Genomic DNA, 23,764 nt, shown 5'->3' with positions numbered 1-23,764 from the left:
GAAAAACCAAACCACAAAGTCTGCATTATTGCAAGTATATTAACAAAACTTTGCATCGTGTCCCATTTTGCACGTATCCCGGTTGTACCCCATTTAGATTAGATTCAGATGCGTGATGCAGCAGACTGATCTATTGAATTGTTCTTGGCTGCGTAATGACATGTCTCACAAACTACTGTTATAACTGAGCAAGCTACGCAAATAGCACAATAGTACTATCAAATTTTACCCTATGCATCTCAAGACAGTATTCATTCGCTTCTATAAATCCTTCAATGACGACTTCCTGAGAAAACAAGAGAATAGAAAACCTAAACATTGGGAAATGATAGATGATACTTATTACCCGTATATTCAAGTTTCTATTGATCCCAAAATTACAACAATTGTTGGTGCAAATGAATCTGGAAAATCTCACTTGTTAAGTGCTATTGAAAAGGCTATATCCGGCAAAGATATTGAGCGGAGTGATTTTTGCCGCTATTCTCCTTTTTTTACAGTTAAACAGAATGAATTAAAATATCCTGATTTTGGTTCTGAATGGGCTGAACTCGAGCAGCCTGAACAGGACAGCATAAAAAAAATTATCCCAGAAATTCATCGCAATACTATCATTGAGAATTTTTTCATATTTCGCAATAATGTTGATAGTTTAACGCTCTATTTACCTGAAAGAGGAGAATATATACCATATCCAATTAATGCAAAACAGGTTATTGAGTTAGACAAATTACTTCCTAGAACATTTAGGATTGAGTCTAGTATTGCGCTTCCTTCAAGCGTTCCTATTAAAAAATTAGTTCAGTTGGGTCAAGAGAATTATTCAGGTGGTACAAAATTTGAACTTCTGGATCGAAAACAAAGAAACAAAATAATAGATGAACTGGATGTTTTTAGCGATAATCCAGAATTAATTACTAAAGTTCGCCTTTTTAGCAATGAAAATAGGGAAGAAATTGACTCTGAAGCAGTTACGGCAATGAAGTCAATTATGTCAGCACTTGATGAAGTAAGTTTTCGTGGTCGTGAAAAAGACAAGGAAAGAAGAGAAAAAGGATTCAATTTAGCTTATAAATTAATCTGCAAAATTGCCGATGTCGATGCTAATGCCTTACTTGATTTAGCTAAAGCAATTCAAGATGGAATCCAAGGTTATGCAAATGGAATTATTGAGAGGATTAATCGCCAATTAGCCATTAATTTAAACTTTCCCAACTATTGGGTTCAAGATCGGAAATTCGGTCTAAAAGTTATGGCAAGAGACTATGACTTAGTTTTTACTATAACAGATAGGACAGGAACTGAATATTCATTTGATGAGAGAAGCCAAGGATTACAATACTTTCTCAGTTACTACATTGAGTACCGATCTCATGAACCACATCCAAATAAAACTGAGATACTGTTGATGGATGAACCAGATGCTTACCTGTCTAGTCAAGCCCAACAAGACTTACTCAGAATATTTGACTTGTTCGCAAGTCCCCAACCAGGCTCACATTTAACTCATCCAATTCAGGTAGTCTACGTAACTCACTCTCCTTTTTTAATTGATAAGAACCATTCCGACCGTATACGGGTCTTGCAGAAGGGAAATGAGGATGAAGGAACACGCGTAGTCAAAGATTTTGCCATAAACCGTTATGAACCTCTAAGATCTTCGATTGGGCCTCATATAGGCGAAACAGTTTTCATTGGTAATTGTAATTTAATGGTCGAAGGTATTGGTGATCAAATCCTCATTGCAGGAGCCGCAATATATCTTCGAGCCAAGGGTATATCTAATTTAGAAACTTTAGATTTAAACCAAATCACGATTGTTGATTCGGGAGGAGCCACACAAATTCCCTACATGGTCTATCTAGCTTGTGGAAGACACGCTGATGAAATCGCAGCTATCGTTTTATTAGATAGTGATCAGAGTGGCAATGATGCTAAGAAGCATTTATTAGGTAAGGGTGGTCAACATAGAAGACCTTTGCTTAAAGAGAAGTTTATTCTTCAACTTGCTGATCTTAAAGAAGAGTTCTGTTTTGTAACTGACAATGTAACTGCACAACTTGAAATAGAAGATATTATTCCCTTGCCAATTTGCATCAAAGCAACAAAGCTTTATTTGCAAGAGTTTCTTGAAGTAGAAGAAGCGGAGCTTTTATTCTTGACTGAAGATTTAATATCAAGCAATATGACTGGTAAAACTATTCTTGATGTTATAGAACAAACTTTAAAACACTTTCCTGGCTTGCAAATTAGTAAGACTGGCTTTGCTCGGAACGTTATTCGAGTAGTGAATGAGTGGTCACGAGAACGAAATTCACTGAATGAGCGTGAAATCCATGCACTACGAGTTTTTGAGCAGAACTTCAAAATTTTGTTTAAGAAGTTGAATGTCATGCAGCGCAGTGCCCAGCAGAAATTGACTAGAGAAAGATTGTCTCAAAAAATAGACCGTCTAAAGAAGGACTTTATTGCACGTCATCCTATTTCTGCAAAACGTGAGGATGGCGTTATTCTGTTTGATGAGATTGAGGGAATTTTAGAGAGCAATATACAGAATGAGTCAATTAAGGAAATTGAAGCAACTAAGAGCGAAATTCAAAATTTGCGTCGTGATTACAAGCTTGATATTGACATGAATAAAGTAATTGACGACTATACTGGATTTCAGGTGGGCTTAGAAAGAATTAAGTATGCAGGACTTTTAGCTAGTCAAGAAGAAACTCCCGATAAGGCTCAAGCAGAGAAGTCAGTTATTTCTGAAGAAGTTATTGAAGAGGTACAAACGGATAAGCTCATTGGGGATGGGCAAGCACAATTGCTTAATGAGCAAGAACCTACCGTCTCTGAGCTAAAAACTGCTGAAGTTCCTGGTAATCCTGCAACTTCCAACAAAAGAAGAAAGTCCAACACCCGCGAGTAATATTAAGGTGTAAAAACATCAATTCGATAACGACACAAGCCAAGGGCGATCGCTAACCAGTAGGCATTCTTACAGAAAGCGATCGCCAATTAGCAGCATAGATTTACAGTGCGTAGGCGTAGCCCGTCGTAGACATCGCCTCTCACTACTGCTTTCATTTGACACAAACTCGACACGTCCTACCATCTCTTCAGGTGTCATCACCTCATAAATTAAAACCAACGTTTCAATGATTTCACCAATTGAACGAGTTCCTTTCTTGCAGTAGGTAATACCAGGATGATCGAGCCTAGAACTTGCAATAATCAAAAAATCTGCATCTTGGGTGAATAGTACTCGCTGTGTTTCCTGAATAAATACTAACTGGACTTCATCGCTTTGAGTACGTAATTCCACATCATTGGTTGTTGTGACATCAATTCCATAACGGCGCAAGCCAAGCCCGATCGCAGGATCGACATTTTCATCAAGATGAAAGCGAATTCGCTCACCCATTCCTCAACTGTCTCAGTTTTTCTTGAAGACGTGAGGGATGATTTTGCTTCAGTACCTTAACTAACTCATCTTCTTCTGCTATGCGATGATCAATCTCGTCTCGGTGATCAAAATAATAAGCCATTGCCGCGTAAACAGATGCTAGTGAAAGGTCATACTTACCAGAAATCTCTACCAAAGAATATCCTAGCTTTAAATTCATCACTGCCACATCTTCTACAGCCATGCGAGTACCGACAATACAGGGCTTGCCACTCCGCACATCAGAAGCGATCGCTATATGCTCCCGACTAACTAACTGCATTGGTAAATCTTCGAGGTGTGTTCCATTATTTAATAATATACAGCTATCGTGGCTAATCTTTGAGTAACAATGAAGAGGACTGAAAAAGGCAATTATCATGACTATTCGTGAAACTGCGATCGCAAAATTGCTGCAACTTTCCGAACCACTCCTGCAAGAAGTGACAGATTTCATTGATTTTGTGATCCACAAACATCAAGTTAAAATTGCTGAGAGTCAGCCTGATGAACCACTTGTGGAAAAATGGTCACAATGGTTTGAGGCTGTGGATTCCCTAGAGGTATCTCCACCTGAACCAGTCAGCAACTATCAGCAACTCCTACTCAACAAATATCGGCAACAAGGGCTAGAGCTATGATCCTGTGCGATGCAGGAGTCTTATTGTGTTTAGTTGATCCCACTCAGCCTCAGCACAATGCTTATAAAATCGCAGTGATGCGTTTGGCAAAGCCTCTCGTTACAACCTGGTCATGCCTCACAGAAGCCATGTATCTTGCCCTGCATCGTGGCGGCTGGCAAATGCAAAAACAGTTGGGGCAGCTTCTTTTAGATAAATTGCTGACCGTTTACGAGATTCAGGAAAGTGATTACAGCCGTTTGTTGGTGCTGATGGAACAATACCGCGATCGCCCAATGGATTAGCCAGCAGGTATTCTTACAAAAAGCGATCGCCAAACTATAGCAAAAATTTACTGTGCGTAGGGGGAGCATCATTGTACACATCATCTGTTGGTACTTCTTTCATTTCAGAAAAACTCAGATAAGACTGATATATTTAAGGTAAATTATTATCATCTAAGTAATTTTGAAAGAGTGTAAGAACATTTTTATAGAAAATCGGACTAGGTTTAGGTTGGTTTTCCAAGCAAGTGATATAATGATAGTTAATTAGTATTTATAAACTAGAATATGCTAAGATACCTAACAATTACAGAAGCACAAGAGCAACTTCTAGATTTACCAGACGATTTAAAAGAAGATCCAATAATTATTACCAAACATGGTAAACCAGTAATAGCTGCAATTAGTTTTGAGAAATATGAATCTTTACTAGAAACTCTGGAAATTTTATCTGATAAAGAATTTACCCAAGAATTACAAGAAAGTATAGCTCAAGGGGAGAGAGGAGAAACTATTAGTTGGAATGATGCCAAACTCAAACTCGGACTCTGATATACCACAGTCTGATAATATTGAATTTGAAATTCAGTTAACACCTCTAGCATTAGAGATGTTAGAAAATATTAAAGATAAACGTCACCAGAAAGTTTTAAGTTCACGTATTGATAAGTTAAAAACAGATCCAGAAAAACAGGGAAAACCTTTAACTGGAAAGCTGATGAATTATCGTAGTCTTAGGGCTGTTGGTCAGCGCTATCGTATACTTTACAAAGTAGAAATTGATAAAGTGGTTGTTGGTGTAGGCTTACGAAAAGAAGGTGATAAAGGGGATATTTATAATTTATTGCAGAAATTAATATAAAAATTTATCTAATTGTCACTGTTTGTGAAGTCACTGAAGCTTAAGGCTAGCCGTATGTATGGATATAGATGCGAGTATTGCGAAGGAACTGTTCAACCTCGAATTGTCAAGCGCGAGGCATTTAAACATAGAGATGGATTTGTCATCCTCGAAGATGTGACGATATTCTTTATGGGGTTCATGCTGTTGCAACTGGAGCGAAACCCCCTGAAAGAACCGAATAAATTTCGGTCACTCATCTAGAATCAGCATAATCAACGCCGTGTAACGTTAAATCCTCAAGTTGTTGGTAAAGACAGATCGATATCCAGCAGGGATTATTGCAGAAAGCGATCGCTAAAGCACAGCTTCGCTTCAGACCAAACGCCATCTATTGATGGGGAGATATTCGTAAACCAAATTCTAAAGCGGTTTCGACAAGGACATCAGGCGCAAGCATGAGTCGCTACATCATCAACATTCTTGCCAGCCGAGATATCAATGAAAATATTTAAGGTAAATAATTTTCATCTAATAATTGTGCAAGAGTGTAAGGACACTTTTCTAGAAAAATCGTTAAATCGGTTTTAATTTTCACAAAATCAACCGCACTTTGATAAATATTCTCTAAATCATCCTGTAACTTGTTTATTAAATTCGTCGTTAAATGATTATTTAAGTCATATCTAAAGGTTTTAATTTCTCCAATCCAATGACGATAGTTTCTTTCATATTCAACCTGCAAATGTTGGAGTAATAATATATGAATAATAATTTGCCTTAAAAGACTTTTGGCTTTAGCTAAATCTCTTTTTCCCAAACTGATTAATTCCTCAATTAAGTTTTCTAAATCAAGTTGGTGAAACTGCTTTTGTTTTAATAATTCAATAGTTTCTTCTAACCATAAATCTTCATCGGTTTCATAGAGTTGTTTTAAGTTGGTAGTAATTGTCATATTTTTACCTTCTACCTACATTCCATAATTTAATCCTATACTCATATACAATTATAAATTTATAGATGCAAACCACCCAAATCCAGAGAACTGGTAAAGACTATACAATGCACCAAGTTAATTTGAAAGAAGCTGAGACTCGCCTAGCAGAATTAATTGAAGAGGCGGCTGGTGGAGAAGAAGTCATCATCACCCGCAATGATGGGACATCTTTCAAAATTGTGCCGCTTGGTGGAGTAAAAGCACGCCCCAAGTTTGGTAGTGCTAGGGGTTTAGTAAAAATGTCAGATGATTTTGATCAGCCGTTGGCAGATTTTGAGGAATACGCTCAATGAGGCTCCTGCTCGACACACACACGTTTTTATGGTTTATTGAGGGCAGTTTCAATCTCAGTGACACAGCAAAAAACCTGATTGAAGATCAGGAAAATCAAAGATTTTTGAGCATTGCGAGTCTTTGGGAAATTTCTATCAAGGTCAGTATTGACAAGCTAAAACTGGAAATAACTTTTACTGAGTTGGTCAAGCAACAGGTTTATGGTAACGCTATTGAATTGCTTGAAATACGGCCAGAACATTTAGATGAGTTAGCAAAGCTGCCTTTTTACCATAAAGATCCATTTGATCGGCAAATCAACAAAAGCCTGTTGGGATTGTTCAGATAAAGCGATCGCCTGGATGATTTCAGTTGGCTAATGGTGCGATCGCTCATTCACTACCAATACTACAAATACTTCTGCAACAATAACTGTAACTTTTCCTTGGTCGCGGCAGGTGCTTTATCCAACTGAGTCAAAATCGCATACTGCAACGCCGAATGCGCCTCACTGGTTGGCGGATTTTCACTCAAGCGGCGCACAGTTTCTTGAATCACCTTTTGAGCATTCACAGCATTTCGCAGCAAATTGCCAATGACCAATTCCACCGTTACACTGTCATGATCTGGATGCCAACAATCGTAATCTGTCACCAGCGCTAAGGTTGCATAAGCAATTTCTGCTTCCCTGGCCAACTTCGCCTCTGGTAAATTCGTCATCCCAATGATTGTTGCACCCCAACTGCGGTAAAGATGCGATTCTGCCTTAGTGGAAAAAGCCGGGCCTTCCATGCATACATAAGTACCGCCGCGATGGAGAGTAACTTCTGGTAAATTGAGAGATGCGATCGCATCTGCCAACACAACAGCCAAATTCTGACAAATCGGATCGCCAAAGGCAATGTGAGCAACAATTCCCTCACCAAAAAACGTTGAAATCCGATTTTTTGTCCGATCAATAAACTGATCTGGTACCACCATATCCAGTGGTTTGGCCTCTGCTTTCAAGGAACCTACAGCACTAGCTGAGATTAAATACTTCACACCCAACTGCTTCATTGCATAGATATTAGCGCGAAACGGTAACTCAGAGGGTAAAAGCGTGTGATTGCGGCCATGACGCGCCAAAAAAGCTACCCTCGTACCATCCAAAGTCCCCAGAATCAAAGCATCAGATGGTGAACCAAAAGGCGTCTCAACTTGCACCTCTTCGATATCTTTGAGCGCGTCCATTTTATACAGACCGCTACCACCAATAATTCCAATACTAGCTTGAGCCATGATTCTGAACCTGTTCCTTGCTGATCTGCTCAGTTATTTTATCGTGGATGTCTTGTATTCTTGACTCAATGCTTAGAAGTGAGGAAAGCATATTGATTCTGTTAATTCGCGATCGCGCCACTCCTGAACAAATAGACTTGTACTAAATTGTCAAAAAGCTCATTAATTTTTCGCAATCAAATTTCCGATAATTTTTGGAGATTAATGGTTACGATTAGCCCTTAAATTAATCGTCACCATAGCGTGCGATCGCGGCTTAATGTATATAAATGTTAAGTAGACGCACTCCTCAGCAGCGAGAGAAAGTAAGGGTTATACTTTTGGGAAAAGGCTTATTTTAACCCCTGCTTTTAACATTTTCATAAATCAATGACTCTCAATTTTCGTTTCGCGGTAGTCAGCGACTTACACTTGGCACTTCCCCATACAATCTGGGATCATCCTAGCCGCTTTCATCTGGTAGAAGTCAGTATCTCAGCATTTAAAAGTGTACTAGAACATTTAACACAACTCGAATTAGATTTCCTGTTGTTACCAGGAGATTTAACCCAGCACGGCGAACCAGAAAACCACGCCTGGTTACAACAATGTTTAGCCCAGCTACCTTTTCCGGTGTATGTTGTTCCTGGTAATCATGACGTTCCTGTGCTGTTGGCTGATCAGCAATCAATTGCTTTTGCGGATTTTCCCTACTATTACACAAACTTTGGCTATGATGACCCACAGCAGATTTACTACATTCGTCAATTGCTACCTGGCGTTAAGCTGATTGGACTGAATTCTAACTCCTTTAATGACAAGGGTGAGCAGGTGGGGTGTTTGGATGCCAAACAGCTACGGTGGTTAGAAGAGGTGCTAGCGGCATCTGGTGATGAATTAGTTCTGGTGATGGTGCATCATAATGTGGTCGAGCATTTGCCCAATCAATCGAACCATCCACTAGCAAATCGCTATATGTTGTCCAATTCAGCAGAATTGTTGCAGTTGCTGAGGCGCTATGGAGTCAAGCTAGTGTTTACTGGGCATTTGCACGTTCAGGATGTTGCTTACTCAGATGGAGTATATGATATTACCACTGGCTCTTTAGTTAGCTATCCTCACCCTTATCGGGTGCTAGAGTTTCATCGGGATAATCAAGGTAAAGAATCGTTGCAAATTTTATCCCATCGGGTAGAGTCAGTCCCTGAGTTCCCCGACTTGCAACAGTCATCAAGGCGGTGGATGGGCGATCGCTCTTTCCCCTTCCTAATCAAGTTACTAACTCACTCTCCATTAAACTTACCATTATCACAGGCAAAAGAATTAGCTCCTGGTTTGCGTGACTTCTGGGCAACTATTGCCGATGGAGATGCAGTATTAGATTACCCTCATTTTCCCCTAGAAGTGCGGCGCTACATTGAGACTTATGGTTCATCACAGTCTAACTCAGCGATCGCCACTGGTGAAAATTTGACTCTGATTGATAATAACACCACACTTTTGCTTGATAGGAGTTAGGAGTCATTCAATTTTAGATTTTAGATTTTAGATTTTTATTTCAATCCAAAATCCAAAATTCAAAATCGAAAATTGCCTCAGTACTCATTACTGATTTTGGCGACAAATTCCAAATGCTGAAGTGTAAGCGTGTAAGAAAGTTCTGCCACCAACAGGGCCGATTTCACCGCCACAGAAAAAGCCACCTACGGGAATATCGTTAAGGTAGCGCTGAAATAGTTCAGAATCGAAGTTGGGTTTACCATAGAGTCCTTCACCTCGTCCTAGACAGGCAAACATTAAAGCAGCTACGGCAGAGGGTTCAGATTCTCGTTGGTGTTGATAACTTTGGAGGAGTAATTCTAAGTCGTCAGCAGAGGCTTGGGCATCGCGGAGGTGGAATTGCAGCCTTTGCCCAGGACGAACGCGATCGCCAATTGCGATCGCTCCAGCTGTTGGATCGACCCCAAGAATACCACGAATTAAAAAGTCCCCTTGCTGCAAAGCTAACTTAAATTCATCCATTGCCACACCAACAAACAGAGAATGCTGTGCTAACATCCGTTCTTGTTCGCTGAGACTAGCAATCAAATCTCGCAACACAACTAGAGGCACTTTCTCATCTAACTCCAGAATAATATTGCGATCGGCTTTTGTGACTTGCAATGGTTTGCCAATCGGTCGGCATCCTTGGGCTACAATCGTTTCTAAAACAATATTGCCAGTCAAAGCTATACCAACAGTCCCCTCTCGATACAGACTTTGGTGTTCCTCACCGCTAGCATCGTTACAAAATAGGGCAACACGGCCACCCATACCCCCACCACTAGCCTGTCCCCCCACAATCACCGATCCTGGATAAGCAAAATCCAGCCCCTGCAACAAATCGTTGATTCCAGAGGCGAAAGAACTAGACAGCAAAATAAACTGGGGTGTTGGTGATGCTGGCACACCGATCAAATCAAGCCAAGCATCTGGTGAACTGTCTAAGTCAGGTAATTCTTCAGCAACAACATGAAAAACTTGAACCTTAACTCCTGGAAGGTGTGCTAAAGTCAAGCTAATAGCTGGTTCGGATTCTAACTCTTGGGTATCTCCGCTAACTGTCGTCCCAATGACACCTCCACCACTACAGCCAATTAGCACAGGCACAGAAAGTTTCTCAGCTAACAAGGGTAACAGTCGGGAATACTCACTCGTAAAAGCAGACGAAATGAATACCAGTCCTAGATCCGCAGGTGCTGTTAACGATGAAACAGCTCGTTCCACCACATCTGTAACAGCCGCTTCCAAAGAATGACGGGTTGATAGGGCGTTTGCCCACTGCATTTGGTCTGCCATGAGTTTTGAGCTTCTTTATCTTTTTGGGCTAGTAGGTTTTATTGTTTATTTTGGGAAGAATTGCATCTTACTAGAATTGATGCCAGCCCTTTATCTCCTCCATCCCAAGAAGTTGGGGTTGTCATTCCCTAATATAGGCATCTAAATATATTGTATGATTATTTATCTATGCTACAGATTGCACAAAATCTTAAAAAATAAAGGTAAATCCATTAAAAATACGCTAGTTTGCTGTATTGGTTATAAATCAATAGCCGAAAACACTAAGTTAATGATCGGCTAAATGGTTAGAATGGTTAGTAATCAAGTCAAAAACTGTCATTCCTGAACTTTTTCTATACTAGTATTAACAACACACAACGAGACTAAAGCAATGACCAACATCCAAGAAACAGCAAAAGGCGACATCCAAGAGAAAATCCAAGAAGAAGTGGAACAAGCGCGTGCTGTCTGTGATATTAACGGTGGAAACTCACCAGAATGTGCTGCTGCTTGGGATGCAGTAGAAGAGTTGCAAGCCGAAGCTTCCCACAAGCGTCAAAGCAAGCCAAAAAATTCTCTAGAACAGTATTGTGATGACAACCCAGATGCAATTGAATGCCGGGTTTACGACGACTAGGAATTGAGGTAAGTGAATTTTCTGTTGTTTGGTCAGCAAGCAACTAGGATTAACCAAAGAAGATGCCCAGAGCGGAAGACATTGGCGATTTGCTGCGTCCTCCGCTTTCAAGCCTTTTGTTGTGGAGACAAAAAATAAATCCCTTATTTGAATCAAGATGTATCTCCCAAAGGCAGAAGCTCCGCCTTTCATAAATTAAACAACAAGTTAATTTTATAGGGGCGTACATTTCTACCCCCCTATAAAATTATGTGTACTACAACAATACCTGCGCCAATTTATGAGGGTGAGTTGATGACGCTTTCACTATTAACTCGCTGTTCTCTGAGGTTTGGCAAAAACAATAAGTTCTAAAAATTCCTTTAAGGTTTCCTACAAGATTTTTTTTAACGTATTGACGGCAGTGCCGTGCCCCTACATCTGGTGATGTAATGTTGTACCGCATCTGAATGGGAACCGCTATAGGCATAAATAAATTCAAGTTTGTAGTAAGGACTTTAGTCCTGATAAGCCTTGCTATGAGCGATTCATCGCTCATTACGAACTAGAATTTTATTGTATATTTAATTGTGCCTACCTACTTAGACAAGAATAAATCAAACTTTTAATTATTCACCCCCACAGTTTTGTCAAATACTATGAGTTGGCAAACCACTTGCTTGTACAAAGAAGTCAAAGTATTGCCTTGAGGTAGCCACTGGGCTTTGATTAAACTATTATCAAGAAGAATTCAGGATGAATTGGAGTCCGGCTGACTCCTGAATAAAAATCAGGTAGTGGTATAAAACGCCACTTGATTAATTCTGACTTCTGACTTCTTTTTGATCTATTGTTTGAGAAAAACTATGGACTATAATATTTGGTTTCGCCCTTTCGTCTGGATTGATTACCGACTGACAGTATTATTCTTGGTAATTATTCCGCTAATTCTTTTAATTTGGGCATTTGTGCAAAAAGCGGAAGCCATACAACGGTTATTAACTATATACTGGCGAATATCAATTCTGGTGGCAATCACGATTTACTTAATGATTGCTCAGTATCCAGTTAGCTTTATCTCTGGGTTGATGGCTCGAATTTTGATCCCGATTTCGCTGTGGTTCTGGGTGGATCTCAACGATGAAATTGAGTATCAAACGAGTGGCTCTTTGAAATTTATTTTTGCCTCTTGGCGCTGGGCAACAACTGTTTATTGTTTTTTGGGCACACTCGCCTTTATCCCTTTTTTGGGTTGTGCTTTTTCTGGCAATGTGCTGAAAACTTCCTACTGTCAGGTCTGGTTCGAGGCTCCGTTGCTATTCAAAGAATATTTCCATGCTAATAGTAAGGCTGAGTTCTTAGGTTTTCTTGGCATAACTGCTTTAGTAATTTATGTGCTTTACTTAAGCTACTTTATTCTGATTAAGCTGGGCAAGCAGGGGCGCTCGGCCACACCACAGTAACCCTATTCTTAAAAAAATGGATTCCATTGGCAAACGACTGGAACAATACACTGCTAAACGCACCAAAGAAGTCTTACTTGTAACGGTGGAAATTGCTGATGAGCAAGATACAATTGCTATTTTCAAAGGCTTTTCCAGTTCTTTGATGCGTCCTACGGCATTTGATGCAGATGTACCAGTTATGCCAGATGGGGCAAACATTCTCAATATTGACAGAGTAGCCAGTCCTTACAATCCTGAAGCACCGCGTTATATTCAACAAGGAATTTCTTGGTCAGCTATGGAAACTCTATTATCAGAAGTAGGAATCTAAGTAATTCGTAATTCGTAATTCCTAGCATAGAGCAGTATGGCGATCGCAGTTAAGACAAACTGGTTACATTGTTAGGTTTATCGGATGGGCTTAGATGCAACAGTCACAGGATGCGAACACGCCAAAACAATTCAGTCGAGAACAACGTTGGGAAATTGTACGAACCTTGCTACAACGTAGCAACCTGGGCAGCGAGGCAAAACAGGCATTCTGCCAAGCTTATCCCAATGCACCAGAGGAGATGCTGAAAACTGCTGTTTTTCACACTTACATTGATGGAATTGAAGCAGCAATAGACTGGTTAGTTGATTTAGAGTTATTTCTACGTGAACCTAACTGCTGGAGCAGTGGAGGCAGTAATTACGCTCGTGCTTCAGCAAAAGAGTTTGGACTAGAGGATTGCTTCGTCGGTTATCTCTCAAAGCCAGAAGCAATGATTGACGATCAACCATTTCAGGCTTGGCGAAGCTTACGCCATGTGTATCCATTGCAAGCTAGCAGTTTGCTCAGTGAGTAGGACTCGGGACGACTGTGATAGAGCGATCGCCTAGTTTGATAAGATGGTTGGCATAGTTGGAGCTTGAATGCAGCCGAACAACTGCGCTGCAATTGGTTCTCGCTATGTTCGTCGATTCGGCGGACGCACGAAAAGAGCCGTATGATCCCCGGAATAGTCAACGCGCATTTGGAACCTCAGTTATGATTTAGACATGGAGTTTGAGTGGGATAAGTCAAAAGCAACAGCTAATCTAACAAAGCATGATGTTAGCTTTGAAGAAGCTAAGACCGTCTTTGATAATGTACTAGCAGTTATTTTTGATGATGAAGCTCACTCAGTGGGTGAGAAGCGAGAGATTATTATTGGGCACTCCCAAAACAATCGTTTGCTATTAATTTCTTTCACCGAACGTTCTAATAAGCTGTTGCGCCTTTAATTTGCATTAATATTTTTTCAAAATGGTTGTGGGGTGGGCATCTTGCCCGCCCTGATTGTGCAAGATGTATACATAACAGCTTACCATTCGCATTATCAGTGCCCGTTTAGCCACTCGAAGGGAGCGTGAAGATTATGAACAAAACGCCTTTTGAGGAGTCATACAATTCAGATGACGAGCTTCTAGCTGAGTACCACTTTGATTATAAAAAGGCGAAGTCCAACCATTTCGCTGCCAAAAGTAGAAAGCAACTGCTAAAAGTTGTGGTTTTAGATGAAGATGTAGCTCAAGTTTTTACAACACCAGAATCGGTCAATAAGGTGCTGAGGGCACTAATTGAGTCAATGCCACAAGTCACAGACGGCGACACAGCCTAAAATTATTTTGACTTTTAAATTTAAAAAATGTCCCGTTCTGGATACACACTCCCGGTTTTTGCCTGTGCTGCTGCTGTTGCAGCTTTACATTGGTTACGCGATCGCCAACCATTAACCATAGCATCTATAGATTTGATTGAACCCGCTCAAATCGTAGAAATCCCCATTGAACAGGTAGCAGGATTATCTGAGAATACAGCTTTAGCAATTACCCGCAGCGATCCTGGTGATAATCTCGATTTGACCAAAAATACACCGATTTGGGCATTGGTGGAGTGGCGGGAAGCAGGAGAAGCAATAATTATTAAAGGTGGGGAAGGAATTGGTAGGCAATTAAATGCTGATGACAAGCCGGCTATTTATGCTTACGCTCAAAGGCTGTTGCAAGAGAATTTGCAACGGATACTAGCACCGGGCGAAAAAATCACGGTGACGATTATTTTACCTCAAGGGCGATCGCTAGCTATTCGCACTTCAAACTCTGCCTTTGGTGTGGTTGAAGGACTTTCGCTTTTAGGCACAACCGGCATTTCGCAACCCTTAAGTACACCAGATCAGCTTGCAGTTTTTCGGGACCAATTACAAGATAAAGCCAGTCGTTTTGAAAGTTTAGTATTCTGTATCGGGGAAAATGGCCTAGATTTGGCGCGTAAACTAGGGATTAATCCTGAACAATTGGTCAAAACTGCTAACTGGCTTGGCCCAATGTTGGTAGAAGCTGATGTGCTAGGTGTGAAAGAAATCTTATTATTTGGCTATCACGGGAAGCTGATGAAACTGGCTGGAGGGATTTTTCACACCCATCACTACTTGGCTGATGGACGTAGAGAAATTTTGGCAGCGCACTGTGCGATCGCAGGTTTAAAATTACCAGATATCCAAGCTGTATTTAATAGTGCGACTGCGGAAGCAGCACTAACACACCTAAAATCCATCGATGCTGAAACTGGTAGTGATTGGGTAAATCAAGTTTACAGTGCGATCGCAGAAACTATCGATGTTCGTTCCCAAGAATACATTCAAAGTCATAGCGAAAGTGGCACAAGAGTTACAGTCTGTGGCTCGATTCTTTTTGATCGCGATCGCAAAATTATCGTGAAGAGTAAAACTGCTGCTCTGTTGATCGAAAAATTATGTTAATTTATTATGAATAATCGTAAACAATCCAAATAAATAATCCCTTCAGTAACCACTCTAGGGTAGATTTATCCTTTTAATACCATCTCCCACTCCGATACTTGACAAACGCACATAAACTCGCGTTTGTCAACGCTTTCTAGACCATTATCAGCCTATCCAGGCTGAATAATAACATCACCATAGACCACAAAGCATCTATTTATCCTTAACAGAGATAACTCTCCCGTCATGAACACAGCGGTGACTCTACCAACAGAACAAGCGCCCCAAACATTGGAAAATTTTGGGAGACTTGATCGCCAATTGATTGTAATTCTCGATTTTGGCTCTCAATATTCCGAGCTGATTGCCCGTCGCATCCGCGAGACTCAAGTATACTCGGAAGTTTTATCCTATCGCACTACTTCTGCACATTTACGCCAACTCAATCCTAAGGGAATCATCCTCTCTGGTGGTCCGAGTTCGGTTTATGGTGATAACGCTCCCCATTGTGACCCAGAAATCTGGAATTTGGGAATACCCATCTTGGGTGTTTGTTATGGGATGCAGCTGATGGTGAACCAACTCGGTGGGGAAGTGGCAAAGGCCGATCGAGCTGAGTATGGCAAAGCCTCATTATATATTGATGATCCCACAGATTTGCTCACTAATGTCGAAGATGGCACCACCATGTGGATGAGTCATGGAGACTCAGTTACCCAAATGCCATCAGGGTTTGAATTGCTGGCACATACACAAAATACCCCCTGTGCTGCGATCGCCGACCACGAAAGGAAACTTTACGGCGTTCAATTCCATCCAGAGGTGGTGCATTCTGTTGGCGGTATAGCACTAATTCGTAATTTTGTCTATCACATCTGCGATTGCGAACCCACTTGGACAACAGCCGCTTTTGTCGAAGATGCAATTCGGGAAATTCGCGCCAGAGTTGGTGAAAAGCGGGTGCTATTGGCGCTGTCTGGGGGAGTGGATTCTTCTACCCTGGCCTTCTTGCTGTATAAAGCCATTGGCGATCAACTGACTTGTGTATTTATCGATCAAGGTTTTATGCGAAAGTATGAGCCAGAGCGATTGGTAAAGCTGTTCCAAGAGCAGTTTCACATTCCTGTAGAGTATGTGAATGCTCGCGATCGTTTTTTAGCTAGAGTTGTTGACATCACAGATCCTGAAGAAAAACGCCGCCGCATCGGGCACGAATTTATTGCTGTATTTGAGGAAACATCTAAGCGCCTCGGTCACTTTGATTACTTAGCTCAAGGGACTCTTTATCCAGATGTGATCGAATCTGCTGACACCAACGTTGATCCCCAAAGTGGTGAGCGGGTAGCGGTGAAAATTAAGAGTCATCACAATGTTGGCGGTTTGCCCAAAGACCTCAGATTTAAATTGGTGGAACCACTGCGGAAACTATTTAAAGATGAAGTCCGCAAAGTTGGGCGTTCCATTGGTTTACCAGAAGAAATTGTCCAACGGCAACCTTTTCCTGGGCCTGGTTTGGCAATTCGCATTCTGGGGGAAGTCACATCTGAGCGGTTAAACATTTTGCGCGATGCCGATTTGATTGTGCGGCAAGAAATTAATCAACGCGGTATGTATCATGATTTCTGGCAAGCGTTTGCTGTATTGCTGCCAATTCGTAGTGTTGGCGTTATGGGGGATCAACGTACTTACGCTTACCCCATTGTTTTGCGGATTGTTACCAGTGAAGATGGTATGACTGCTGATTGGGCAAGAGTGCCTTACGATGTCTTGGAAGTGATTTCCACTCGGATTGTGAATGAGGTGAAAGGGGTGAATCGGGTGGTTTATGACATCACCTCTAAGCCGCCTGGAACCATTGAGTGGGAATAATCAAGTTTTGAGTATTTACTCTTGATTCCTGATTGCTAGTGTATTTAAAAATGGCAATGCCGACCTAATTTGTTTTAAGCCTCGGTATTGTCTATTTTTTTTGACTTTCGTGGATATCTAAATTTAATCAAAGTCTTGTGGCGCAGGCAGGATTCGACTGAGCGCTTACGCCGAAGTCTTGCCCGCCATAATTATGCAAGTTCAAGGTGGAATAGCTTATTACTACATTTAATTTTTAAAGCCTTCACCAAAATCCAAACCTTTTAGTAATAAAGCAGTCAGTAATTAGCAAGATTATTCGGTAATTCCAACTATTCGTTAAAGTTAATTTTTTAAGCGTAAATAAATTTAAACACTAACATAATTTTATCCAGTCAATTATAAATGCCAGCGAACAATTAGCCGCAAATTGGATGATGGCTGCACAAATTGAGTTATTGTCTAGGAAAGTAGGCGCGATCGCAGTAAAATTACCAATGGTATGGTTACTGAGAAAAGAACAAGCAGCTCGTTAGAAATAACTTTTATTTGATCAACATTAATGGAGATGTTATGGAACCTGCTCTTCCCCTTGCTGGCTTAAACATCCTCGTAGTTGATGATGATGACGATAGCCGCTTTTACATTACGACTGTGTTAGAAGCTGATGGAGCCACCATCATGGCAGTTGCATCGGCGGCGGTAGCATTGAAAGTATTACCTGAGTTGCAACCAGATATTTTGATTTGTGATATTGCTATGCCTGGTGAAGATGGCTACTCCCTCATCCGCAAAATCCGAGCCTTGAAGCCTGATATTTGGGGAAAACTCCCCGCGATCGCCTTAACTGCTTATGGCGATAGCGAATATCGTAGCCGCGCCCTAGAAGCGGGCTTTCAAACTCATGTCGCTAAACCAGTTGATCCTGGAGAACTAGTTGCGATCGTTGCTAACTTGGTTGCTTCTTGTAAGAGTTAATATCAATATAAAACAGGCATCTCTATAAAGTGTATCAACTTAGAATACCTTCGCCAATTTACGAGGATTGGCATAGAGCAAACCCAGATGAAACACGCTTGTGTTTGCCACCACACAAAAAACTGAGCCAATGAAATCCTGTCTGGTTTTGTGGAAAGAATTTATACTGTCCTGCCTTTATACGCTGGTTTTGACATTTTGCCTAATAATCATCTGCTTGTCTTGGGCTGTTTCCGCAAAAGTTAGACTAAATCTCTTTTTGGCAAAGGTTTGAAACGTAAATACGTCATTTCAGCTTTGACTTATCACGCTTCTAAGGATTTAATTTACATGAATAAGGAAACTTTTGCACATCCCTCTGTAAACTACAAATTTGATGAAGAGAATTTTGCTGTAGAAGATGAGTCCCTCTCCCTTAAATACTTCGAGCAACAAATCATCGATTCGCAAAAGTACTGGCGGCGCTTCGGTGGCCGTCCCGACTTCTCCGGTAAAGTCGTCCTTGAGATCGGCTGTGGACATGGCGCTTTATCCATTGATGCAGCCATTTCGGGAGCGCAGCAGGTGATTGCTCTTGATCTCATTAGCGATCGCATAACATTTGCCCGGCGGATCGTAGCTGAACGCTTCCCAAATATCGCCAACAAAATAGAGTTTCATCAGTTGGACATTGACAACATGACGACACTTGACGGCAAGGTTGATGTCATCATTTCCAAAGACACTTTTGAACACATCATGGGTATAGATAGAGTTCTTCTCTCAATCAGAAGACTTCTAAAGGAAGGAGGCTTGCTGATAACTGGTTTTAGTCCACTCTACTACAGCCCTTTTGGGGATCATGGACTTCATGCAATCGGACAGCCCATCAAGCTACCGTGGGCGCATCTGATTATTGGCGATGTGCGTGTTGTCGCAGCTTACAATAAACACCATCCCGGAGTCGAGTGCTATTCGGTCTATGAGCTTGGACTCAATAAACTCAAGCGCCGCGAGTTCCTGCAAGCCTTTGAGCAAGCCGGATTTGCGATTGTTAGCGAGACTGTAAATGCTCTTCAAGGAGCTTCCAAATTGATGCCATTGCTTCGCCTTCTGAATAAAGTTCCTGGACTTGAAGACTACACAACTGTCAATATGTACGTTATAGCCCGTAAAATCTAGTAGCTCGTCTAAGGATATTAAATACGAGAGGCAAGCGCGAAAGTGGCGAGTCTGAATCCCCCACTGATAGCGCCGGCGGCAAGCGAGTCTGCGTACTCTTTCAGAGAAGCAAGCTACGCTTTTAGCGTCTCGTAGAGAGCGTCTTGATTCTGAATTCTTCTTCAATCTTGATTGTTAAAAAAATTGGTAATTCGTAATCTGCTACAGGTATAAGGTTTTCGAGCATCAGAACAGGGCGTGATTTGGAATTGATCAGACTACTTTGCTCCAGTTTCAAAGCTAATTTGCTCAGACTTATATCCTGGTGGCTCGACGTGAATTAAAATTCTCACTGGACGGAACCGTTCTTCTAATCGGCTTTCTACTTCTTCGGTGATGTGGTGAGCGGTTTCTACGTCTGGTGCATCTACTATTAAATGCATTTCAATGAACACTTGACGACCAAGAACACCGCGAGAAGCAATATCATGACAGTTAATTACACCTGGAACAGAAGTAGCGATCGCATGAATTACTTCTGGTGCGATCGCCATTTGATCCACAAGCCAAGGTAAATTCTCTTTTAAAACTGACCAGCCACTCCAAAATACCAACAAAGCCACAGGAAAAGCTAACACCAAATCCATCCATTGATAACCTAGCCAAACTCCGATCAATCCCGCAATTACAGAGATTGTCACCCAAATATCGCTCATGGTATGTGTAGCATCAGCTATGAGAATTGAGCTACCGACTCGCTTACCCACTGCACGTTCGTAAAACGCCACAAAAATATTCACGCCCAGCACAATTAGTAATAACCACAACTCAGGTGGCGATATTCTCACAGGTTCACCACCACCTTTGAGAATTCGCTCAATTGCTCCTTGCAGAATTTCAAAACAGGCTATTCCTAAAAATGAGGCAATTCCTAAAGCGCCTACTGCTTCAAATTTGTGGTGTCCGTAAGGATGCTCGCGATCGGGTTGTGGAGAAGAAAATTTACTCGCAATTAATCCTAAAACGTTGTTGGCGCTATCTGTCACACTATGCAAGGCATCAGCTAGCAAACTCAAAGAACCTGTCCAGTAACCTACAAGTGCTTTCAATCCTAGTACAAACAGATTAAGCAGTAGCGTAATAATTAAAACCTTTCGGACTTCGGCGCGGTTATCGTAAGTCATAGATAATTTATCACATCAAGTTCTATGACTTCTAATGTATAACTCTAAACACAAATAAATACAAAGAAAGTGTATCAAAGTCTTACGCAGTAAGAATTAAGTATCTCTATAGTCTCTAGATTTTATACCGATTTATTGAGATTCTTTTTAACTAACAGCAGCTACAAGCTGGACAGGTATTAATAATAGCTTTACAGATAAGAGCATATTTTTAGCATTAATTCCAGGAATATTTTAATTAATTTTGTTATTTATATATCCACTTAGGTCATACCGAATTGTATTCAAAGATATGATGACGACCATCAGTGATATGTACAGGACTTACGCAAACAATAGCCAAAAAGAATGATTTTCAGGTAGGGACAATTCATGAATTGCCCCTACCGCGTGTAGTTTTGCGTAGATATTAATGTACTTACTCCAATTTTTTATGAAGCTGCACATATCTTGATCCCCCTAAATCCCCCTTTTGAAGGGGGACTTTGATAGATGTTTTTCCGATTCCCCCTTTATTAAGGGGGGCTAGGGGGGATCGAATTCTATGCAACTTCACATTAAATTGGTATGAGCAGCTTAATGAGTTTTATTTATACTCAGAAGATCAGCTAAAACACATCTAATTTGGAGATTAAAATTTTCTCAACATCTTGTGGGGTAGGCAACATGAGCGCCTTGATTATGCAACTTAAATGCCGATTAGCTTACCTGACTTTTCACGTTATCTGGAAAAGTCCACCAAAAACCGAACCCCTTCCAGACGCGGGAATGGGGAAAATTTAAAGTCTTTCTCCTTTGAGGAGAGAGATTTTCCAGATGCAGTGAAAAAGTCAGAGAAGATACAGGGAACTATCAGAGTGCAATTAAGACCCCTTCTTCCGGTAATATTAGTACTTATCAAGAAGCTTTAATAAAAAACCTAATGTCTTCAACTGCTCTAACATTGAACCTCCTGGAAGGTTCTGTATCCTTCAGTTTTTCACCCCAAGCAGCACGAGAATTAAAAACAGCGACGGATCAATTAATGGAGCGCCTGAAAGCTGTCGCCGCTAAACCCACTCCTGGCGGCGGTAAAGTCACTCCCCAGCCTCCCCTGGAATATCGTTATACGGGTGAAGTATTTTTAGAAATTTTCTGTAATCCCAACATCTGGCCAACGCCCTTCGCCGCCAAAGTTTTGCTGACTGTCCGCAACCTCAACATCCGCTTGACTACAGAAGCTGAACTTACTCGCATCATTGAAGACATTAATCAGTATTTAGAGCAAGTAGGATAATAATATAATTTTTCGATGGTTTTCGAGATTTTTTCAGAAAAAATACTATACAAATTTTAGATTTTGCGGAGGTTCCCGACGCTTGGTACCCAGACTTAGCAACCTTTTCAAGACTGATTTTGAATTTGAACAGCAAACAGACTTTTTGTTTGAGAATTGCGAGTCAAAAGTGAAGTTCCTACACTTATCTATTCGGATAAATGTAGGAACGTCACAGAACTTACATACTAAACTCAAGCCCTGGCATCAGATATACAGATCAAATGATTCTGATGCCTTCTTTACTTGAAAAGTTGTATAAATTCAGACTCTAATGATTCTGTATTAATGAAAAACGCAAGATTCTGTATGGGGCAATGCTCATCAAAATTAGAGATTATCCCCCTGATTGGGTGTTGAATCATTAATGGTGACATCCACACATCGAAAATAAACTCCCAATCCCAAGTCCGAAATCAAACATGATTAGTCGTTATCCCACTGTTCACGACCAATTAGGTCGCCAATGCGATCACGCAACAAAAAGTCACATTTCTCTAATTCACATTCAACGCAAACCCACTCTCTAGCTGGAATGTATTGGCAGAGGCTATATATTGGCTGTTGTCTGCTAACCATTCCCTTTTGCACCAGTCGGCGTGCTTCGTCTTGAATCACATCTAGAGAGTAGTAATTGATAGAAGGCACCGTATTCACACTCATGTTTTTTACTCACAAATTAACACTTACGATAGTGTTCCCGTTAATAATTAGGAACAAACATTACAGAAATTAGACTTGTGGCTAAGATTTTGTAGTTTGCTATACGGAACTATTTTTATTTTGACGCTACATCTCCTAAAATTATCTCAAGAAATGTTAAGAAAGTCAACGAATCCTGACATTCATCGAAAATTCGCTTTACAAAAAAAATTCCGAGTAGTCAACTTAACGTGCTGTGGTAGCTGTATAACTTTGATGCCACAAGTCTGAAAGTCTTGCCATTACTGTTTTTAGGCAAGATTTGGTGGGTGGGAAGAGCTGATATCGCCTAGGTGTAGTCCGTCGTCGGAATCGCTTAAATATCAAAATAATCACCTTAAAACTGGATCTAGAACTCCTGGTATTTATCTAAGGGTAAACAACACAAAAATATTTGTCAGATACTGGGGTATAAACTGTTGCAAAACATAACGGCTAAAGTACACTATGAAAGCTTTTCCCCTGGCATCTGTTAACAATTTTTTAAGTAAAACCCTAATTACTTGGTTAGTTTCAGCACTTAATTAACACAGTTTTATTTTGAAACACATCTGTAGAAAGGTGGATTAATACTAATTCGTAATTAAGGCACACATAAAAATACTTGAGACAAGCAGCATTTATGCATCTGCACAGAAATCCGGGTTGCTGCTGCTACTAACCTTTTGGAGTAGAGTGAAGACAAACACAAAAGGACTAGCGATCGCTGAAGTAGGTTATGGTCACATTAAAACAGACGCAATCTAGTCACGTCTGTAAAGTGTTTGGCGGATTTGCTGAGATTAATTGTTCTGAAGTTACATTGTTGTTTTAGTTACTTATTCGGAGAATTCCTGATCATTTTTATCAGTGCTGTCTTCTACTGCTACCAGATTTTCTGGCGGACGCTCATTGTTAAGTTGATTTAGCAGTGCCAATACCTTATTACCGCGTTCTATAGAGCGATCTTCGAGAAATATCACCTCTGGTGTCCGACGTAGCCGTACCCGCGCCCCAAGTTCGCTGCGGACGTAACCCGTGGCCGACTTTAAGCCTGCCATTGTTTCTACCTTCGCTTCATCTGTACCATAGATGCTGACGTAGATTTTGGCGTGTTGGAGATCGCCAGAAACATCAACATCAGTAACACTAACCATTCCAGTACCCACACGGTCATCCTTAATGCCGTTGAGCAGCATTTGGCTAACTTCCCGTTTGATCAATTCAGCAACGCGGGAAACCCGACGATTTGTAGCCATAA

General features: G+C 40.8%; 28 protein-coding genes. 20 read left to right on the top strand and 8 right to left on the bottom strand.

Going from position 1 to position 23,764, the window contains the following annotated elements:
* The first annotated feature begins 325 nt into the window (after window positions 1–325).
* Window positions 326–2,920, top strand: a complete 2,595-nt coding sequence (locus V7K50_RS30435) for an AAA family ATPase (protein ID WP_334966733.1) — start codon at window positions 326–328, stop codon at window positions 2,918–2,920.
* Window positions 2,921–2,989: 69 nt separating this feature from the next.
* Here the strand turns inward: V7K50_RS30435 and V7K50_RS30430 are convergent, their stop codons facing one another.
* A complete protein-coding gene (locus V7K50_RS30430; protein WP_334966731.1) occupies window positions 2,990–3,415 on the bottom strand; it encodes a DUF5615 family PIN-like protein in 426 nt (141 codons plus the stop codon).
* On the bottom strand, window positions 3,408–3,719 hold the full coding sequence (locus V7K50_RS30425; RefSeq protein WP_334966729.1) for a DUF433 domain-containing protein: 312 nt from the start codon (window positions 3,717–3,719) through the stop codon (window positions 3,408–3,410). Before V7K50_RS30425 ends, V7K50_RS30430 begins: the two co-directional genes overlap by 8 nt.
* Before the next feature lie 97 nt (window positions 3,720–3,816).
* Between V7K50_RS30425 and V7K50_RS30420 the strand changes: the two genes are divergently transcribed.
* From V7K50_RS30420 to V7K50_RS30400, 5 genes are all read left to right on the top strand, one after another.
* On the top strand, window positions 3,817–4,077 hold the full coding sequence (locus V7K50_RS30420) for a hypothetical protein (RefSeq protein WP_334966727.1): 261 nt from the start codon (window positions 3,817–3,819) through the stop codon (window positions 4,075–4,077).
* Window positions 4,074–4,361, top strand: coding sequence for a type II toxin-antitoxin system VapC family toxin (locus V7K50_RS30415; protein WP_334966725.1), 288 nt, complete (start codon window positions 4,074–4,076; stop codon window positions 4,359–4,361). The genes V7K50_RS30420 and V7K50_RS30415 overlap by 4 nt, the downstream gene beginning before the upstream one ends.
* A 267-nt stretch (window positions 4,362–4,628) precedes the next feature.
* On the top strand, window positions 4,629–4,892 hold the full coding sequence (locus V7K50_RS30410) for a type II toxin-antitoxin system Phd/YefM family antitoxin (RefSeq protein ID WP_334966723.1): 264 nt from the start codon (window positions 4,629–4,631) through the stop codon (window positions 4,890–4,892).
* The gene (locus V7K50_RS30405; RefSeq protein WP_334966721.1) at window positions 4,864–5,202 is read left to right on the top strand and encodes a type II toxin-antitoxin system RelE family toxin; all 339 of its coding nucleotides are present in this window, start codon (window positions 4,864–4,866) and stop codon (window positions 5,200–5,202) included. The genes V7K50_RS30410 and V7K50_RS30405 overlap by 29 nt, the downstream gene beginning before the upstream one ends.
* Window positions 5,203–5,256: 54 nt before the next feature.
* On the top strand, window positions 5,257–5,445 hold the full coding sequence (locus V7K50_RS30400) for a hypothetical protein (protein ID WP_334966719.1): 189 nt from the start codon (window positions 5,257–5,259) through the stop codon (window positions 5,443–5,445).
* A gap of 247 nt (window positions 5,446–5,692) precedes the next feature.
* Here the strand turns inward: V7K50_RS30400 and V7K50_RS30395 are convergent, their stop codons facing one another.
* On the bottom strand, window positions 5,693–6,136 hold the full coding sequence (locus V7K50_RS30395) for a DUF29 domain-containing protein (RefSeq protein WP_334966717.1): 444 nt from the start codon (window positions 6,134–6,136) through the stop codon (window positions 5,693–5,695).
* 65 nt (window positions 6,137–6,201) lie between these two features.
* Between V7K50_RS30395 and V7K50_RS30390 the strand changes: the two genes are divergently transcribed.
* Both V7K50_RS30390 and V7K50_RS30385 read left to right on the top strand, forming a co-directional pair.
* The gene (locus tag V7K50_RS30390; RefSeq protein WP_334966716.1) at window positions 6,202–6,471 is read left to right on the top strand and encodes a type II toxin-antitoxin system Phd/YefM family antitoxin; all 270 of its coding nucleotides are present in this window, start codon (window positions 6,202–6,204) and stop codon (window positions 6,469–6,471) included.
* Window positions 6,468–6,800, top strand: a complete 333-nt coding sequence (locus tag V7K50_RS30385; RefSeq protein ID WP_334966714.1) for a type II toxin-antitoxin system VapC family toxin — start codon at window positions 6,468–6,470, stop codon at window positions 6,798–6,800. Before V7K50_RS30390 ends, V7K50_RS30385 begins: the two co-directional genes overlap by 4 nt.
* A 59-nt stretch (window positions 6,801–6,859) precedes the next feature.
* On the opposite strand, the gene V7K50_RS30380 is transcribed toward V7K50_RS30385, so the two are convergent.
* Window positions 6,860–7,732 carry an S-methyl-5'-thioadenosine phosphorylase gene (locus V7K50_RS30380; protein WP_334966712.1) on the bottom strand — a complete coding sequence of 291 codons (873 nt, stop codon included), beginning with the start codon at window positions 7,730–7,732 and terminating at the stop codon, window positions 6,860–6,862.
* Window positions 7,733–8,101: 369 nt separating this feature from the next.
* Between V7K50_RS30380 and V7K50_RS30375 the strand changes: the two genes are divergently transcribed.
* Window positions 8,102–9,229, top strand: a complete 1,128-nt coding sequence (locus V7K50_RS30375; RefSeq protein WP_334966711.1) for a metallophosphoesterase family protein — start codon at window positions 8,102–8,104, stop codon at window positions 9,227–9,229.
* A gap of 87 nt (window positions 9,230–9,316) precedes the next feature.
* Here V7K50_RS30375 and V7K50_RS30370 read toward each other — a convergent pair whose 3' ends face one another.
* Complete coding sequence (locus tag V7K50_RS30370; protein WP_334966709.1) at window positions 9,317–10,549, bottom strand: FIST signal transduction protein; 1,233 nt, start codon at window positions 10,547–10,549, stop codon at window positions 9,317–9,319.
* Window positions 10,550–10,922: 373 nt separating this feature from the next.
* Here V7K50_RS30370 and V7K50_RS30365 point away from each other — a divergent pair, with 373 nt between their 5' ends.
* The 10 genes from V7K50_RS30365 to V7K50_RS30320 all read left to right on the top strand — a co-directional run bounded on the left by V7K50_RS30365 (window position 10,923) and on the right by V7K50_RS30320 (window position 19,344).
* Complete coding sequence (locus V7K50_RS30365; RefSeq protein ID WP_334869990.1) at window positions 10,923–11,168, top strand: Calvin cycle protein CP12; 246 nt, start codon at window positions 10,923–10,925, stop codon at window positions 11,166–11,168.
* Window positions 11,169–12,013: 845 nt separating this feature from the next.
* On the top strand, window positions 12,014–12,610 hold the full coding sequence (locus V7K50_RS30360) for a DUF3177 family protein (protein WP_334966707.1): 597 nt from the start codon (window positions 12,014–12,016) through the stop codon (window positions 12,608–12,610).
* 16 nt (window positions 12,611–12,626) lie between these two features.
* Window positions 12,627–12,923 carry a DUF7734 family protein gene (locus V7K50_RS30355; RefSeq protein ID WP_334966705.1) on the top strand — a complete coding sequence of 99 codons (297 nt, stop codon included), beginning with the start codon at window positions 12,627–12,629 and terminating at the stop codon, window positions 12,921–12,923.
* Window positions 12,924–13,017: 94 nt separating this feature from the next.
* Complete coding sequence (locus V7K50_RS30350) at window positions 13,018–13,440, top strand: hypothetical protein (RefSeq protein ID WP_334966703.1); 423 nt, start codon at window positions 13,018–13,020, stop codon at window positions 13,438–13,440.
* Window positions 13,441–13,633: 193 nt separating this feature from the next.
* Complete coding sequence (locus V7K50_RS30345; protein WP_334966701.1) at window positions 13,634–13,858, top strand: BrnT family toxin; 225 nt, start codon at window positions 13,634–13,636, stop codon at window positions 13,856–13,858.
* A gap of 134 nt (window positions 13,859–13,992) precedes the next feature.
* Window positions 13,993–14,235 (top strand): hypothetical protein, encoded by a 243-nt coding sequence (locus V7K50_RS30340; RefSeq protein WP_334966699.1) that lies wholly within the window; start codon window positions 13,993–13,995, stop codon window positions 14,233–14,235.
* Window positions 14,236–14,262: 27 nt separating this feature from the next.
* Entirely contained in the window at window positions 14,263–15,375 is a 1,113-nt protein-coding gene (gene cbiD / locus V7K50_RS30335; protein ID WP_334966697.1) for a cobalt-precorrin-5B (C(1))-methyltransferase CbiD, read from the top strand.
* A gap of 228 nt (window positions 15,376–15,603) precedes the next feature.
* Window positions 15,604–17,226 (top strand): glutamine-hydrolyzing GMP synthase, encoded by a 1,623-nt coding sequence (guaA, locus tag V7K50_RS30330; RefSeq protein WP_334966695.1) that lies wholly within the window; start codon window positions 15,604–15,606, stop codon window positions 17,224–17,226.
* A 552-nt stretch (window positions 17,227–17,778) separates the two neighbouring features.
* Complete coding sequence (locus V7K50_RS30325; RefSeq protein WP_334966693.1) at window positions 17,779–18,183, top strand: response regulator; 405 nt, start codon at window positions 17,779–17,781, stop codon at window positions 18,181–18,183.
* 330 nt (window positions 18,184–18,513) lie between these two features.
* Window positions 18,514–19,344: a class I SAM-dependent methyltransferase gene (locus tag V7K50_RS30320; RefSeq protein ID WP_334966691.1), complete on the top strand. Its 831-nt coding sequence runs from the start codon at window positions 18,514–18,516 to the stop codon at window positions 19,342–19,344.
* A 257-nt stretch (window positions 19,345–19,601) separates the two neighbouring features.
* Here the strand turns inward: V7K50_RS30320 and V7K50_RS30315 are convergent, their stop codons facing one another.
* Window positions 19,602–20,507, bottom strand: coding sequence for a cation diffusion facilitator family transporter (locus V7K50_RS30315; protein WP_334966689.1), 906 nt, complete (start codon window positions 20,505–20,507; stop codon window positions 19,602–19,604).
* 922 nt (window positions 20,508–21,429) lie between these two features.
* Here V7K50_RS30315 and V7K50_RS30310 point away from each other — a divergent pair.
* Window positions 21,430–21,783, top strand: a complete 354-nt coding sequence (locus V7K50_RS30310) for a hypothetical protein (RefSeq protein ID WP_334966687.1) — start codon at window positions 21,430–21,432, stop codon at window positions 21,781–21,783.
* Window positions 21,784–22,248: 465 nt separating this feature from the next.
* Here V7K50_RS30310 and V7K50_RS30305 read toward each other — a convergent pair whose 3' ends face one another.
* Window positions 22,249–22,485 (bottom strand): DUF4327 family protein, encoded by a 237-nt coding sequence (locus V7K50_RS30305; RefSeq protein ID WP_094347157.1) that lies wholly within the window; start codon window positions 22,483–22,485, stop codon window positions 22,249–22,251.
* Window positions 22,486–23,342: 857 nt separating this feature from the next.
* Complete coding sequence (gene rbfA, locus V7K50_RS30300; protein WP_334966686.1) at window positions 23,343–23,762, bottom strand: 30S ribosome-binding factor RbfA; 420 nt, start codon at window positions 23,760–23,762, stop codon at window positions 23,343–23,345.
* Between the last annotated feature and the right edge of the window lie 2 nt (window positions 23,763–23,764).

Origin of the sequence: Nostoc sp. (genome assembly GCF_036917135.1) — a bacterium.
Lineage (GTDB): Bacteria > Cyanobacteriota > Cyanobacteriia > Cyanobacteriales > Nostocaceae > Nostoc.
The sequence above is the reverse complement of the archived record's forward strand: the minus strand, read 5'-3'. Positions and strand labels throughout refer to the sequence as shown.